Here is a 14,888-nt window from a genome sequence, read left to right as displayed (position 1 = left end):
TGTCAATTTTAGTTAAGGACTCTAATCGTCAAAAAGAGGTAAAGGAGAAAGGATGAGGATGGATAATCACCAATTTGACAATGAGGGGCAGTACAAGCGAGAGATGACCAGTCGTCACCTTCAGATGCTTTCGATAGGAGGGGTGATTGGAACAGGTTTGTTTTTAAGTTCTGGTTATACGATTGCTCAGGCGGGCCCATTCGGGGCAATCTTCTCTTATTTGTTTGGAGGGGTCATGGTGTACTTGGTGATGTTTTCATTGGGAGAATTAGCCGTAGCTATGCCAGTCACAGGGTCCTTTCACACCTATGCTACTAAGTTTATCAGTCCTGGAACAGGCTTTATGGTAGCTTGGATGTATTGGCTTTGCTGGGTTGTAGCTCTGGCATCGCAATTTGTTGGCGCAGCCCTGTTGGCACAACGCTGGTTCCCAGAAGTTCCCATTTGGGTATTTGCGACGATGTTTGCCATCCTTGTTTTTGGCTTAAATATGCTAAGTGTGGGGTGGTTTGCCAAAGCGGAGACTTATTTTTCCAGTATTAAAGCTTATGCTATCTTGATTTTCATTATTTTAGGCTTACTGGCGATTTTTGGTATTTTACCATTTGAAGGGCATTCATCAGCGCCGCTTTTTGAAAACGTCTTTACAGACGGACTCTTACCAAATGGCTTAGTTGGCTTAGTTTCGGTTATGTTATCAGTGAACTACGCGTTCTCTGGAGTTGAAATGATTGGAATTGCAGCTGGTGAAACGGATAATCCCAAAGAAGCTGTACCCAAGGCTATCAAGTCTACCATTGGTTTATTGGTCGTTTTCTTTGTTCTCACTATGTTGGTCTTGGCTTCACTATTACCAATGTCAGAAGCTGGTGTGACAGAGGCACCTTTTGTTCTTGTTTTAGATAAGATTGGGATCCCTTACGCAGCTGACATCATGAATGTGATTATCCTATCAGCTATTTTATCAGCATCAACTTCTGGTCTTTATGCGTCTAGCCGTATGCTTTGGCCTCTAGCTAATGAGGGGATGATTTCCAAAAATGTTGTTCGTATCAATAAACATGGTGTTCCGATGCGAGCCATGTGGCTTTCTATGGTAGGTGTAGTGATTGCCTTGGTTGCTAGTGTCTATGCTGCCGATACAGTCTTCTTAGCCCTAGTATCCATTGCAGGTTTTGCAGTGGTTGTGACTTGGCTGTCTATTCCTTTAGCGCAGATACGTTTTAGAAAAGCGTTCATGAAAGAGCACTCTTTGTCAGAGTTATCTTATCGCACTCCTTGCTCCCCTGCTTTGCCCTGGCTAACGATTGGCTTGTTGGTGGTTTCAGTCATTGGTATTGCTTGGGATGAGGCGCAAAGACCGGGCTTATATTTTGGGATTCCATTTATGTTGGCTTGTTATGGTTACCACAGATGGAAATTTAAAACTTGGTAGGAGGTTATTTAATGGGACAGTTTAAGGAATTATTATCTCAAAAAGATGTTGTCATCTTACATGGAGCTTTAGGAACAGAGTTAGAGGCTAGAGGTTATGATATTAGTGGAGAATTGTGGTCGGCAAAGTATTTGATTAACGATTCAGACGCTATTACAAAGATTCATGAAGACTATGTTTTGGCTGGTGCTGATATTATAACAACCTCTACTTATCAGGCTAGTCTTTCCAGTTTGCAGGGAGTTGGTATTTCCAACCAAGAGGCAGAGGCCTTGATTATTAAGAGTGTTGAATTGGCAAAGGCAGCTCGAAAAAAGGCTTGGGAGAAAGTCGATGAAAAGGTAAAAGGCACACGTGTTTATCCTTTAATCTCTGGTGATGTTGGTCCTTATGCTGCTTATTTGGCAGATGGATCTGAATACACAGGAGAGTATGGACAGGTCAGCAAGGAAACCTTGAAGGATTTTCATCGTTCTCGGATTGCTTTGTTTTTAAAAGAAGAAGTGGATTTACTAGCTTTAGAAACCATGCCTAATATTTTGGAAATCAAAGCTTTGACAGAACTACTATCAGAAGAATTTCCAGAAGCAGAAGCTTATATCAGTGTCACCTCACAAGATGGTGCTAGCTTATCGGACGGGACGGGTCTAAGGGAGTTAGTCGCACTAGTTCAAGATTGCCCACAGATCATAGCACTGGGAGTGAATTGCAGCTCTCCTGAGATTTGCGAAAAAGTCCTAAGCCAGTTAGTTGGTTTAACCTCTTTACCTCTTGTGGCCTACCCAAATTCAGGGGAAGTTTACCATGGGGATACGCAAACTTGGCATGCGAGTGATTCGGTAACACATGAGGTAGCCGCTTACCATAAAAAATGGCAAGAAATGTTTGAGCAGCTAACTCTAGTTGGAGGTTGTTGCCGGACACGTCCAGATGATATTAAGAAACTTAGAGATGGTTTATCTCTTAACTAAAACTAGGAGATGATACCGTAAGGACTATCTAGTGAAATTAGTTTTAATTTCCTGGTTACGCAAAGATTATGATAAAGAGAAATAGAAACTAGTTTCTATTTCTTTTATTTTATTGAAATAACATTCTGTAAGCGCTATACTCTATGGTGTGAGGTAAGTAAATGGCAAATCTAACAAAAAATGTGATTCCTTTGATTGAATCTTATCTAGACTCAATGACGTCAACCGAACAAACTATTGCCCAATACTTTATCGATGGGCAGGATCTCAAGGATTTATCGGCCATTAATGTCTGTCAGCAACTACATGTGTCAAAGGCTAGCTTGACACGTTTTGCTCAAAAGTGTGGCTTTGCTGGCTATCGGGAATTTGTGTTTTCCTATCAGGAATCACAAGAAGCTGCTGCTAACGCTTCTTTGATTTTAAAAAGGGATGTGACCAAAAGGGTTTTGGCTGATTATGACCAGCTCTTGCAAAAAACCTATTCGATTTTGGATGAAAGCCAATTGGCTAGGGTGACGAGTCTTATTGAAAATGCCAAGCGCATTTATCTTTATGGGAAAGGGAGCTCAGGTCAGGCTCTTAGAGAAATGAAGATGCGGTTTATGCGGCTGGGATTGATTTGCGATATTGTGACAGACAATGACGAGTTGCTCTGGGCGAGTATGCTAGCAGATGAGACTTGTTTGGTGATTGGTGCATCAATTTCAGGGAAAACGAAAGCAGTTATTGATGCTTTGCTTCGTGTTAAGGATAGAGGTGCTAAGACCATTTTATTGACAACACAAAAAGAAGCCGGTCAAGACTCTCCATGGGATGAGCTGATTCTCTTAGCTTCAACGGACAATCTCGCTTATGGTAACCGGATTTCACCACAGTTTCCATTGTTGCTAGTGATTGATTGCTTATTTGCTTATTACCTTGATATTGATGTTCAGCAAAAACAAGAGCGCTATCAACAAACGATTATTGATAAGGAGGAAATGTAATGCAGAGCGCACAAGACATCTTGGAGAAAATTAGAGGTGGTGTGATTGTTTCTTGTCAAGCCTTGCCTGGAGAGCCAATGTACTCCGAAAAAGGAGGCGTTATGCCACTTTTTGCAAAGGCAGCACAAGAAGCTGGAGCTGTCGGTATCCGTGCTAACAGCGTGAGAGATATTACGGAGATTAAGCAAGTCGTAGATCTGCCGATTATTGGGATTATTAAGAAAGATTATGACGATGCAGAAGCCTTTATCACACCTACATTGGATGAGGTAGCTTCGTTGGTTGCGGTTGGTGTTGATATTATTGCTGTTGATGCAACGACCTCAACTCGTCCTGGTGGACAATCACTAGAAGCATTTGTCAAAGAGATAAAACAAGCCTACCCTGATCAGTTACTGATGGCAGACTGTTCTACCCTAAATGAAATGCTCGCAGCAGATCAGCTCGGTTTTGACTTTGTAGGAACTACTTTAGTTGGTTACACGAAACAGAGTCAACAATTGGTTATTGAGAGTGATGATTTTGATCTGATTCGCCAAGCTAGAGCTATGGTGGATGCCCCTATTATTGCTGAGGGAAATATCAACACTCCAGATAAAGTGAAACGTGTTTTGCAATTAGGTGTCGATAGTGTTGTTGTTGGCTCAGCTATTACAAGACCACTTATTATCGCGAAACCATTTATTGAAGCAGCAAAGGATTATTAAATAAAAGGAGTTTATAATGACACATTTAGATAAATATAAAGGTATTATTCCCGCATTTTACGCTTGCTATGATGATAACGGTGACATTAGTCCAGAGCGTGTGAAAGCATTAGTCCAGTATCATATTGATAAAGGTGTCAAGGGGATTTATGTTAATGGTTCTTCTGGAGAATGCATTTATCAAAGCGTCTCAGATCGCAAACAAGTGATTGAAGCTGTTATGGAAGTTGCTAAAGGGAAGTTGACTGTCATTAACCACGTTGCTTGCAATAATACTCGTGATAGTATTGAGTTGGCTAAGCATTCAGAAGCGCTTGGCGTTGATGCTATTGCAGCGATTCCGCCGATTTACTTTAAGTTGCCTGAATATTCGATAGCCGCTTACTGGAATGACATCAGCAAGGCTGCTCCAAATACTGATTTTATCATCTACAACATTCCACAACTAGCTGGTGTGGCCTTGACTAGCAGTCTGTATGCTGAAATGCGCCAGAATCCGCGCGTGATAGGTGTTAAAAATTCGTCAATGCCTGTCCAAGATATCCAGCTGTTTGTTGCTGATGGTGGTTCGGATTACATTGTTTTCAATGGACCAGATGAGCAGTTTTTAGGCGGCCGTCTCATGGGAGCAGAAGCAGGTATCGGTGGTACTTACGGGGTTATGCCAGATCTTTTCTTGAAACTCAATGATTTAATCGCTGAAAAAGAGCTTGAAAAAGCAAAAGAGTTACAATACAGCATTAATAGTATTATTTACAAGATGGTCTCAGGTCGTGCCAATCTTTATGCCGTTATCAAGGAAGTGCTACGTCTCAATGAAAATCTTGATCTAGGTTCTGTTCGTAGACCGCTCGAAGAGCTTTCAGAAAAGGATATCGACATTGCAAAAGAAGCCGCGCAGATGATCAACGATGCACGGTCAGCATTTAAAGAATAGATGAGGTAGAAAGAATATGGATAAAGCATCGTTTGGAGCCTTGAACTGGTTCATGGTTATCGTCTATCTAGGAGTTATGCTGTTAGTGGGCGCTTACTTCACTAAAAAATCAAGTGAGAGTACAGACGCTTTCTTTAAAGCCAACGGGAAAGTACCTTCTTGGGCGGCAGGACTAAGTGTTTATGCGACAACTTTGAGCTCTATTACCTTCATGGCTGTCCCAGAGCGCTCCTTTTTAACAGACTGGTCATATGCTGTTGGAACCTTAACTATCTTTTTGATTATTCCATTAATGGCCAAATATTTTATCCCATTTTTTAGACGACTAAATGTCACAACAGCCTATGAATATCTGGAATCACGGTTTAGTGTCACCTTGCGTGCGATGAGTAGTTTTCTCTTCATTATTTATCACCTTGGTCGGATGGCGGTTGTTATCTACTTGCCTGTTCTTGCTGTTACTTCTGTAACAGACATTAATCCCTTTTTAATTGCAGCCATTGTAGGATTATTATGTATTATTTATACCTTCCTAGGAGGTATTGAAGGGGTTATCTGGAGCGATGCGATTCAAGCAATTATCTTACTAGCGGGTGCTTTCTTGGTTGTTGTTATCGGTATTAGCAAGGTTGATGGTGGTTTGGGCACACTGTTAAGTGACACCGTAGAACATCATAAGTTCATTTCAGTTGGCAAAAACTTCAACGCCTCAGATCTAGCAAACTTTATTCCTCTTATTTTTATTGGTCAGTTTGCAAATACCTTGTATCAATACGCTGGAAGTCAAGATGTTGTTCAGAGATTTTTAACAACCAAATCCATTAAAGAAGCTGTTAAGTCTTTATGGATGTCAGGTTGGCTATCTCTTTCTGCAATTCCTCTTTTCTTTGGAATGGGTACTGTTTTATTTAGCTTTTATACTCATACAGGGTCACTTCCAGAAGGTTTTAACACTAGTGCCATCGTCCCTTACTTTATTATTACACAGCTTCCTGCAGGTCTAGCTGGTTTGGTTATTGCCGCTATTTTTGCAGCAGCTCAATCAACGATTTCATCTAGTCTCAATGCTATTTCCTCTTGTTTTGTAGTTGATTTTAAGCAACGGTTCTTTAACAAATCATTCAAAGCTATTTCGGATGTTTGGTTGGCTCGTTGGGTTATCATTATCTCAGGAAGTTTAAGTACCCTCATTACACTTTATTTCATTGCTGGTAATTCTTCTTCAACATGGGATATTTTCCTAGCCGTGTCAGGAATGTTTGGAGTTCCGGTTGTTGGTTTATTTGTGCTAGGTATCTTTACGACAAAAGCCAATGCAAGAGGTGCTTTATTAGGGTTTATCACAAGTGTGATTCTTAGTTTCCTAGCAAACAATGCTAACATGTCAGCCCTTTTAGTGGCTGTGCTTGCCCTATTGGCAACGGTAGTGTTTGGCTATCTCTTTAGTCTTTTGTTCAAACAAACGAACGATCTTAATAATTTAACCATCCACACATTAACAAGTGATTCAAAAGAAGATTAAGAAAGGAGGCTAGTAACATGAAAGACACGATGTCCTTGTCTGATATGAAGACTTACAGAGGCAGACAAGATGTTCCAGATGATTTTGATGAGTTTTGGCAGAAGAATATAGCAGCCCTACCAGGTCAGTTTGATCATGTGATTGAAGAGCAGGATTTTAATACGCCTAATCTTCGCTGCATTGACCTGTATTTTAAGGGGACAAACGATGGGAATGTCTATGCTCGTTGTATCTTGCCAAAAACCAGCGAAAAAGTACCTGTTATTTTTCACTTTCATGGCTATATGGGACAAAATCCAGACTGGTCAGTTTTATTTTCATACGCAGCCTTGGGCTATGGTATCGTGGCGATGGATGTCAGGGGTCAGTCTGGCAGATCCTTGGATAATGCAGTGTTTAATGGCAATACGGTCAAGGGGCAGATTATTCGTGGAATGATAGATGGTCCTGATGCGCTATTTTATAAAGATATTTATTTAGATGTTTATAGTTTGATTGAAATTGTAGCAACATTTGATGAGGTTGATGAAACTCGCTTTTCTAGTTATGGTGGCTCTCAAGGTGGAGCTTTAGCTTTAGTGGCTGCAGCTCTCAATCCGAGAATTCAAAACTGTGTAACCATTTACCCATTTTTGGGTGATTTCAAACGTGTTTTAGAACTAGGTAATCATAGTGAAGCTTATGACGAATTGTTCCGTTATTTCAAATTTCACGATCCTTTCCATCAAACAGAGGATAACATTTTGAAGACCTTATCCTATATTGATATTAAAAATTTCAGTCATTTGATTAAGTGCCCAGTGAAGTTTGTCACCTGCCTAGATGATGACGTCTGTTTCCCATCCACGCAGTATGCCATATACAACCGTATCCAATCCGAAAAGGAACATTTTCTTCTTCCTGAATATGGTCATGATGCGGTCAATGTCCACTTAAATGATATGGTATCCAACTGGTTGATGGAGACGAATATTGAGTTTAAATTTTAAATAGGAGTTGTCAGATGGAATTTTACGAAACAATCGAGAAAATCGACAAGCATGAGCTGTTAGATATCATTCGACCTGTCTTGTCGAACTTAGATCTCTCAGACCTTGAGACGGGTATGCACACTGTTAATGATGATTTTTATTTCAATGTGATTCAGTATGAGTCAACAACTGAGGATCAGCGTGTCTGGGAAAGTCATCGTCGCGAGTATGATGTTCACTATATTATTTCAGGAGAGGAACGGATTTACCATAACTTTTTAACACAAATGGCGTTAGGAGATTATGATGAAGCTGGTGATTGGCAGCAAATGACAGGTAAGCAAGCTAGTGAACTTGTTTTATCACCTGGAAATGTGCTCATTTTAGATGCGAATGATGCCCACAAAACTGGCTTAATAGTAAGGGAATCAGAAACCATCCGAAAGATTGTCTTTAAATTAAACATGTCTTGATGGTGTTTGCCCTATGAATGGTGAACTGATAATGAAATAGTTTAAGGAGGTAAGGTCAACATGATATTGGGAATTGATATTGGAGGTACCAGTATCAAAAGTGATGTTTATAATCATTCTGGCCAGGCTCAAAATCTCTTTAAAGAAATTGATACGCCTGTAAATTTGACACTAAAAACGAACGATATCCGTAAGGCTTTAGTGACGCTCATTAATGATTATTTAGCGATGGGAGTCAACCTCGATGGTGTAGCAATTTCCAGCGCTGGTGTTATTGATGCTACTTTAGGAGAAGTGATTTATGCAGGTCCAACGATTCCACAATATACAGGGACGGCTTTGAAAGCCTTGGTGGAATCAACCTTTGACCTCCCTTGTTCGGTGGAAAATGATGTGAATTGTGCCGCCTTAGGAGAAGCATGGTTAGGTGCTGCGCGTGATTCTAGCAGTAGCTTATGTTTAACCATAGGTACAGGTGTTGGAGGAGCTGTCATCTTAAATGGTCAGGTTTGGCGCGGTTTTTCCCAGACAGCAGGAGAAGTGGGCTATTTACCTTTAGCTGACAAAACGCTCCAAGACTATGCCTCAACAACTTCTCTTGTGCAAAGCTATTGTCAATTAAAGCAGTTGAAAAGGGCTTCTGGCAAAACCATTTTTAAAGCTTATGACGAAGGAGATGAGGTTGCTTATCAGGTCGTTCAATCCTTCTGTGCTTATTTAGCGCAGGGATTACTTCCTATGATCTATACCTTAAATCCCGAACGGATTATCCTGGGTGGTGGTATTTTCCAACGTTCCGAGATTCTTTTGCCCTCTATTGAAGCCCAGTTGAAGTCACGATTGCAATCAGAACAATTTTATCCTGATCAAGTGAGTGCGGCTAAATTAGGGAACGAAGCAGGAAGGATCGGTGCTGTCTACTGGTTCTTACAACAACATGGACAGATGGAGTGATTTGATGAGTCGTAGTCATTAATCTTACAAGGTGGCTACCATGTGCATTGATTGGTCTGCCAGTAGCTGCTAGAATGCTAGTCTTATCAGCTTTGTTAGGAATTAGTCATTACAGTAGTTATTATCAAGGTAAGCAAAATCACCTAAAATCAAGGGTTCATTAACCGTGGTTTTAGGTGATTTTGCTATTTTACTGGTAGCTAAAAATGGTTTAGTAGCGTCAACGACTGCCTAAAGTTTTTTTAGTTAATAGAAAACAATACTGACTGGCACTATGGTTTAGAAGAACAGTTTAGAGTAAATTTAAAGGGTAGCTGTCCCAATCTGGTCATTAAAGCCACTCACCATTGCACTCTATCGCTGTGTGTGCTGTAGACAGTGTATAAAGAAGACACGTGTAAGCAGTTGCTATCTGATCTCTATAAATGCTTTCAACCATCAGAATTTACCACGAATATGGTTAATAAAAGCTAGTATACCAAGGATAAGGCTAGCTATGAATAAAGGGAACGGCGACAGCGGAATCCTATCTGTTACAAAATACTCCCAAATGGGTGATAAAATAATGATAAAAACTATAACGATTAAAAAGCGATAGCGAAACTTGGTTTTCATTTTATGGTTAAGCACAAGAGGAAGGAGAAAGAAGTTACTTAACTGAGAAAAGCCGAATGTTGGAACAATATCCGGAAAGAGTAGCAATGTCAGGGCAAATGCTCCACATAAGCTAGCATTGAGCAGGCAGAAAGCCTCCCAATAGTAGAAGAGTTCTTTTTTCATTGTGATGTATTCTTTCTTTTTTGATAGCGATAATTCCCTATTGTAAGTAAGCCAAAGAATAAGCTAAGAAGAAAAATTTGTTGTGTGCTTAGATAGATTGTGATGGGTACCAGTTTTTCCAGAATAGGGTTGACAACCAGTATGAGAAAGAGACCGATGATCGCCCGATAATGACTCTTGAGGTCTATTTTGTTACTAATGATAAGGGGGAGAAAAAAGATGTAGCAGATGGTACTAGTATCCCAAATTGCTAAATGGTCAGGAAATAATAGGTTGGCAATGGCTGTAACCAGACAGATCGTGGCATTGATGACACAAAAAGATTGCCAGTAGTAAGCGAAATTCTTTTTCATATCTATAGTGGTAGCTCCAGCTTTTTTCTTTAGTATAGGGCTTTTGATAATAATCATCAAGATTTTCTAAATTTTATAACTGAGATAGACCGCCAAAATGCTCTTAACATGATATAATGGAAACATCATACAAAATTGGAGTGAAATAGCTATGAGTACCTATAATCATGGAATAATCGAGCCCAAATGGCAAGATTTTTGGGCTAAAAATCATACATTTAAAACAGGGACTGATACGTCAAAACCCAAGTTTTACGCCCTTGACATGTTCCCTTACCCATCAGGAGCAGGCCTCCATGTGGGGCATCCAGAAGGGTATACAGCGACCGATATTTTGAGTCGCTATAAGCGTGCGCAAGGTTACAATGTCCTTCACCCTATGGGGTGGGATGCCTTTGGTTTACCTGCTGAGCAGTACGCGATGGATACTGGTAATGACCCTGCGGAGTTTACTGCGGAAAATATTGCCAATTTCAAACGTCAAATCAATGCGCTAGGATTCTCCTACGACTGGGATCGTGAAGTCAACACGACTGATCCTAACTATTACAAATGGACCCAGTGGATTTTTACCAAACTCTATGAAAAAGGGCTAGCCTATGAAGCTGAAGTTCCTGTCAACTGGGTTGAAGAACTTGGAACAGCCATTGCCAATGAAGAAGTCTTGCCTGACGGCACTTCTGAGCGTGGAGGCTATCCGGTGGTTAGAAAACCAATGCGCCAATGGATGCTCAAAATCACAGCCTATGCAGAACGCCTTTTAGAAGATTTGGAAGAAGTGGATTGGCCAGAGTCTATTAAAGACATGCAACGCAACTGGATTGGAAAATCTACTGGTGCCCATGTGACTTTTAAAATCAAGGACACAGACAAAGACTTTACGGTCTTCACCACTCGTCCGGATACGCTTTTTGGCGCTACTTATGCTGTTATGGCACCTGAGCATGACTTGGTAGACGTCATCACGTCAGCGGCACAAGCAGAGGCTATTTCTGAATACAAACGTGCTGCTAGTCTAAAATCCGATTTAGCGCGTACGGATTTAGCCAAAGAAAAAACTGGAGTCTTCACCGGAGCTTACGCTGTCAATCCGGCCAATGGTAAGGAAATCCCAATCTGGATTTCTGACTATGTTCTTGCAAGCTACGGAACCGGTGCTATCATGGCTGTACCTGCTCATGATGAACGTGACTGGGCGTTTGCGAAACAATTTGACCTTGACATCATTCCTGTGTTAGAAGGTGGAAATGTTGAAGAAGCAGCCTATACCGAAGATGGCCTTCACATCAATTCAGGATTTCTTGATGGGCTTAACAAGGAAGAAGCTATTGATAAGATGATTGACTTCCTCGAGGAAAATGATTTTGGTAAGAAACAAGTCAACTACCGCTTGCGTGACTGGCTCTTTAGTCGCCAACGCTACTGGGGTGAGCCAATCCCAATCATTCATTGGGAAGATGGTACTTCAACAGCAGTTCCAGAAAGTGAATTGCCACTTGTCCTTCCTGTGACCAAAGACATCCGCCCTTCAGGAACTGGAGAGTCGCCACTTGCCAATATCACTGACTGGCTTGAAGTAACCCGTGAAGATGGGGTTAAGGGACGCCGTGAAACCAATACTATGCCACAATGGGCTGGTTCAAGCTGGTACTATCTTCGTTATATTGATCCGAACAACGATGAAAAATTAGCTGATGAAGACCTTTTGAAACAATGGTTGCCAGTTGATATCTATGTTGGTGGTGCTGAACATGCCGTTCTTCACTTGCTTTACGCTCGGTTCTGGCACAAGGTTCTCTATGACTTGGGAGTTGTTCCGACCAAAGAACCATTCCAAAAACTCTTTAACCAAGGAATGATTTTGGGAACAAGCTATCGTGATAGCCGTGGAGCGCTCGTTGCGACGGATAAGGTGGAAAAACGTGACGGGTCATTCTTCAATATCGAAACAGGGGAAGAGCTTGAACAAGCACCTGCTAAAATGTCTAAGTCTCTCAAAAATGTTGTCAATCCTGATGATGTGGTTGAGCAGTACGGTGCAGATACCCTTCGCGTCTATGAGATGTTTATGGGACCACTTGACGCATCAATTGCCTGGTCTGAAGAAGGCTTAGAAGGGGCTCGCAAGTTCCTCGACCGTGTTTACCGTCTCATTACGACCAAAGATATTTCGTCGGAAAATAGCGGAGCTTTGGACAAGGTCTATCATGAAACCGTTAAAGCTGTGACAGAACAAATTGAAGAACTAAAATTCAACACAGCTATCGCCCAGCTCATGATCTTTGTTAACGCAGCCAATAAAGAAGACAAACTCTTTGTGGACTACGCCAAGGGATTCGTTCAGTTAATTGCGCCATTTGCACCACACTTGGGTGAAGAGTTGTGGCAAGTTTTAACCGAATCTGGTGAGTCTATCTCACATGTCGCTTGGCCAACATGGGATGAAAGCAAGCTGGTTGAAAACGAAATTGAAATCGTTGTTCAAATCAAAGGCAAAGTGCGTGCTAAACTAGTTGTTCCAAAAGATGCCAGCCGTGAAGAACTCGAAGCGCTAGCCATGGCAGATGAAAAAGTCAAACCTGAACTTCAAGATAAAGACATCCTTAAAGTGATAGCGGTACCGAATAAATTAGTCAATATCGTTATCAAATAACCCAGTCACCCGATCATTTCACATCAGAAAACGTCACACTTTCTGACTGATTCAACTCCCAGGGCTCTTAAGCTTCTCGTGAAGTCAATATAGCGGAAGTTATAACTTGGTGCAGTCGTCATACAAAACATGCCTCATTCTTTTAAGAGTGAGGCATGTTTTGTAGGTGTTTAAAATGATATTGCGGGGTATGGCTGATGTGTTATGAAGGCTCGTAACTCCTTTAATTTTGACCGTTAGCTCCCCAACACATCATGAGGCAACAATTGTTTTAGAACTAAAACTATTTTTTTCGATTGCAAGACCCCTAACCATCGTAACTAAAGTGCTTCAAATGCTTAGGGATAGTTTTAAGTATTTTAACCAAGCAAAATAGTCTTCCACGGTAGCTATTCCTTTAAAGATAAGTGAGCAATAGAGACTGTCATTAGGTAATTCTGATGCTTGCTTATCGCTTCATGAAGTGATTAAGGTAGTTGTTTTTTATGATATGTCATCATTGACTAAATTGGTTAGACTGGACAGACTAGTAATATAAGCTAACTACAAAAAGGAACAAGCTCTAATAAGGGAGAAGTACCTTCAGGGCTTGTTTCCTTTTATGTTTAAAGCATTACAGGGAAGGAATGTCTTCGTTAAATCTTAACAGATTTGAGGATATAAGTTGCGATTGTCTCTGGTGATGTTTGCTCATCATTGATTATCCAGGTTGTAATGATCATTTTAATCGTAGTAATATAGATTTCAAGTGAATAAATACCAGGAAGTTGATAAGCTTGTTCTAGTTTATCTTCTATATTATCAATCGTTGAGTTGATGATAGTTGTTCTGATATAGTTTGTTAAGATGTTGTCGATATTAGGGTAATAATGAATAAAAGGAAGTATGATATCACGATTATCCTTTAAATAGGTCAACATTTCAACAATCACATCATATCCAAACTTGAGATCGTTGGTCAATATTTTAGTAATATCATCGAGAATAATAGCGATAGATTGTTCAATAAAATCTTCTTTTGATTCATAGTATTTATAAAAGGTTTGTCGACTGAGTTCAGAGGCGGTCGCAATTTCAGCCACTTTAATGGTTTCGACGGTTTTGTACTGTTCTAAACGTTTAGCAAATCCTTTAATGAATAGTCGTTCGGTTGTCTGATTATGATGCTGATCACTACTTTTTGTCACGTTTACTTCACTCCGATGTCACACACAAAGGTTGGAAAAAAGCTAAATTGGCTTTGTTTGTGAACATTTTTAGATTTTCGAAATATTATATAAGAAAAAAGTTCTCCAAAGGTGACAAAATACAAAAAAATGTAAATATTAAAATTTTAAAATAATATATAATGACTGATAGTAATAGTTACTATGATGGTGACTGTTACCTATTATTTTGCTTTACAAAAGAAAGGAATGGGATTAAATATGTTTTATAAGGGTAAACATGATAGTTCTCAAACACAACAACGCTATTCAATCAAGAAACTTAGCGTCGGCACAGCATCTGTTTTGGTAGGTATTGCCTTTTTAGGTATGAATACTCAAGCAGTATCTGCGGATCAGCTTCCAGCAGGAGATACAGCTCCAGTTGTTAGTCAAGACGTTGTTGGTAGTGCTTCAGCAACTATTGCTGTTAAAGACAATGCTTCAAATCCAGTAGCTGGCGCAACCGTTGAATTGTTGGCAGCAGATGGTCAAGGACGTCAAGTTGCGACTGATGAGTTTGGTAATGCTAACTTCACAGATGTGAAGCCAGGAAGCTATTCAGCAGTAGTTGCAGCTGTACCAGAAGGTTATGAAGCAACAGGTTTCCGTCCAAACTTTACATTGAAAAACACTGACCACTATGAAGATTTCATCAATGTTAATAAAGTTGAGAAAGTTAGCGAACCAGTAGAAGAAGCACCAAAAGAAGATGAAGTAGTTGGTAACGCTTCAGCAACAATCGCTGTTAAAGACAATGCTTCAAACCCAGTAGCTGGCGCAACCGTTGAATTGTTGGCAGCAGATGGATCAGGTCGTCAAGTGAAAACTGATGAGTTTGGTAATGCCAACTTCACAGATGTAAAACCAGGTAAAGGTTACACAGCAGCTCTAGCTTCTGTTCCAGAAGGCTATGAGTACAACAGCTACCGTACAGC

At 40.4% G+C, this 14,888-nt stretch carries 14 protein-coding genes; 11 read left to right on the top strand and 3 right to left on the bottom strand.

Translation table 11 applies throughout. The annotated features are described in order from the left end of the window. Window positions 1–58: 58 nt before the first annotated feature. From ABP870_RS07110 to ABP870_RS07070, 9 genes are all read left to right on the top strand, one after another. Window positions 59–1,435, top strand: coding sequence for an amino acid permease (locus tag ABP870_RS07110; protein ID WP_350014759.1), 1,377 nt, complete (start codon window positions 59–61; stop codon window positions 1,433–1,435). A gap of 11 nt (window positions 1,436–1,446) precedes the next feature. Then, window positions 1,447–2,406 (top strand): homocysteine S-methyltransferase, encoded by a 960-nt coding sequence (gene mmuM, locus ABP870_RS07105; protein WP_350014758.1) that lies wholly within the window; start codon window positions 1,447–1,449, stop codon window positions 2,404–2,406. A gap of 161 nt (window positions 2,407–2,567) precedes the next feature. Continuing rightward, entirely contained in the window at window positions 2,568–3,395 is an 828-nt protein-coding gene (locus tag ABP870_RS07100) for a MurR/RpiR family transcriptional regulator (protein ID WP_350014757.1), read from the top strand. After that, complete coding sequence (locus ABP870_RS07095; RefSeq protein ID WP_350014756.1) at window positions 3,395–4,102, top strand: N-acetylmannosamine-6-phosphate 2-epimerase; 708 nt, start codon at window positions 3,395–3,397, stop codon at window positions 4,100–4,102. The genes ABP870_RS07100 and ABP870_RS07095 overlap by 1 nt, the downstream gene beginning before the upstream one ends. Before the next feature lie 16 nt (window positions 4,103–4,118). Further along, window positions 4,119–5,039 carry a dihydrodipicolinate synthase family protein gene (locus ABP870_RS07090; protein ID WP_350014755.1) on the top strand — a complete coding sequence of 307 codons (921 nt, stop codon included), beginning with the start codon at window positions 4,119–4,121 and terminating at the stop codon, window positions 5,037–5,039. Between the two features lie 16 nt (window positions 5,040–5,055). After that, window positions 5,056–6,561, top strand: coding sequence for a sodium:solute symporter (locus ABP870_RS07085; RefSeq protein WP_350014754.1), 1,506 nt, complete (start codon window positions 5,056–5,058; stop codon window positions 6,559–6,561). A gap of 17 nt (window positions 6,562–6,578) precedes the next feature. Further along, window positions 6,579–7,550, top strand: coding sequence for an acetylxylan esterase (locus ABP870_RS07080; protein WP_350014753.1), 972 nt, complete (start codon window positions 6,579–6,581; stop codon window positions 7,548–7,550). A 14-nt stretch (window positions 7,551–7,564) separates the two neighbouring features. Then, on the top strand, window positions 7,565–8,005 hold the full coding sequence (locus ABP870_RS07075) for a YhcH/YjgK/YiaL family protein (protein ID WP_350014752.1): 441 nt from the start codon (window positions 7,565–7,567) through the stop codon (window positions 8,003–8,005). Window positions 8,006–8,065: 60 nt separating this feature from the next. Further along, a complete protein-coding gene (locus ABP870_RS07070; protein WP_350014751.1) occupies window positions 8,066–8,959 on the top strand; it encodes an ROK family protein in 894 nt (297 codons plus the stop codon). Window positions 8,960–9,397: 438 nt separating this feature from the next. On the opposite strand, the gene ABP870_RS07065 is transcribed toward ABP870_RS07070, so the two are convergent. Together ABP870_RS07065 and ABP870_RS07060 are read right to left on the bottom strand one after the other, a co-directional pair. Next, window positions 9,398–9,739 carry a hypothetical protein gene (locus tag ABP870_RS07065; RefSeq protein ID WP_350014750.1) on the bottom strand — a complete coding sequence of 114 codons (342 nt, stop codon included), beginning with the start codon at window positions 9,737–9,739 and terminating at the stop codon, window positions 9,398–9,400. Beyond that, complete coding sequence (locus ABP870_RS07060) at window positions 9,736–10,149, bottom strand: hypothetical protein (RefSeq protein ID WP_350014749.1); 414 nt, start codon at window positions 10,147–10,149, stop codon at window positions 9,736–9,738. The genes ABP870_RS07065 and ABP870_RS07060 overlap by 4 nt, the downstream gene beginning before the upstream one ends. A 94-nt stretch (window positions 10,150–10,243) precedes the next feature. Here ABP870_RS07060 and leuS point away from each other — a divergent pair, with 94 nt between their 5' ends. Further along, window positions 10,244–12,745, top strand: a complete 2,502-nt coding sequence (gene leuS / locus ABP870_RS07055) for a leucine--tRNA ligase (RefSeq protein ID WP_350014748.1) — start codon at window positions 10,244–10,246, stop codon at window positions 12,743–12,745. 635 nt (window positions 12,746–13,380) lie between these two features. On the opposite strand, the gene ABP870_RS07050 is transcribed toward leuS, so the two are convergent. Further along, the gene (locus tag ABP870_RS07050; protein ID WP_350014747.1) at window positions 13,381–13,932 is read right to left on the bottom strand and encodes a TetR/AcrR family transcriptional regulator; all 552 of its coding nucleotides are present in this window, start codon (window positions 13,930–13,932) and stop codon (window positions 13,381–13,383) included. Window positions 13,933–14,172: 240 nt separating this feature from the next. On the opposite strand from ABP870_RS07050, the gene ABP870_RS07045 reads away from it, so the two are divergent. Then, a partial coding sequence (locus ABP870_RS07045) for a SpaA isopeptide-forming pilin-related protein (RefSeq protein ID WP_350014746.1) occupies window positions 14,173–14,888 on the top strand: 716 nt, incomplete at its 3' end.

Source organism: Streptococcus jiangjianxini (assembly GCF_040225085.1).
Taxonomy (GTDB): Bacteria; Bacillota; Bacilli; order Lactobacillales; family Streptococcaceae; genus Streptococcus; species Streptococcus jiangjianxini.
Note: the sequence above shows the minus strand (reverse complement) of the source record. Positions and strands in the feature narration are given on the sequence as shown.

Bases quoted from the DNA above. Each gene is read 5' to 3' on its own strand.
- ABP870_RS07110 (WP_350014759.1), top strand. From the start codon at position 59: ATGGATAATCACCAATTTGACAATGAGGGGCAGTACAAGCGAGAGATG.
- mmuM (WP_350014758.1), top strand. From the start codon at position 1,447: ATGGGACAGTTTAAGGAATTATTATCTCAAAAAGATGTTGTCATCTTA.
- ABP870_RS07100 (WP_350014757.1), top strand. From the start codon at position 2,568: ATGGCAAATCTAACAAAAAATGTGATTCCTTTGATTGAATCTTATCTA.
- ABP870_RS07095 (WP_350014756.1), top strand. From the start codon at position 3,395: ATGCAGAGCGCACAAGACATCTTGGAGAAAATTAGAGGTGGTGTGATT.
- ABP870_RS07090 (WP_350014755.1), top strand. From the start codon at position 4,119: ATGACACATTTAGATAAATATAAAGGTATTATTCCCGCATTTTACGCT.
- ABP870_RS07085 (WP_350014754.1), top strand. From the start codon at position 5,056: ATGGATAAAGCATCGTTTGGAGCCTTGAACTGGTTCATGGTTATCGTC.
- ABP870_RS07080 (WP_350014753.1), top strand. From the start codon at position 6,579: ATGAAAGACACGATGTCCTTGTCTGATATGAAGACTTACAGAGGCAGA.
- ABP870_RS07075 (WP_350014752.1), top strand. From the start codon at position 7,565: ATGGAATTTTACGAAACAATCGAGAAAATCGACAAGCATGAGCTGTTA.
- ABP870_RS07070 (WP_350014751.1), top strand. From the start codon at position 8,066: ATGATATTGGGAATTGATATTGGAGGTACCAGTATCAAAAGTGATGTT.
- ABP870_RS07065 (WP_350014750.1), bottom strand. From the start codon at position 9,739: ATGAAAAAAGAACTCTTCTACTATTGGGAGGCTTTCTGCCTGCTCAAT.
- ABP870_RS07060 (WP_350014749.1), bottom strand. From the start codon at position 10,149: ATGATTATTATCAAAAGCCCTATACTAAAGAAAAAAGCTGGAGCTACC.
- leuS (WP_350014748.1), top strand. From the start codon at position 10,244: ATGAGTACCTATAATCATGGAATAATCGAGCCCAAATGGCAAGATTTT.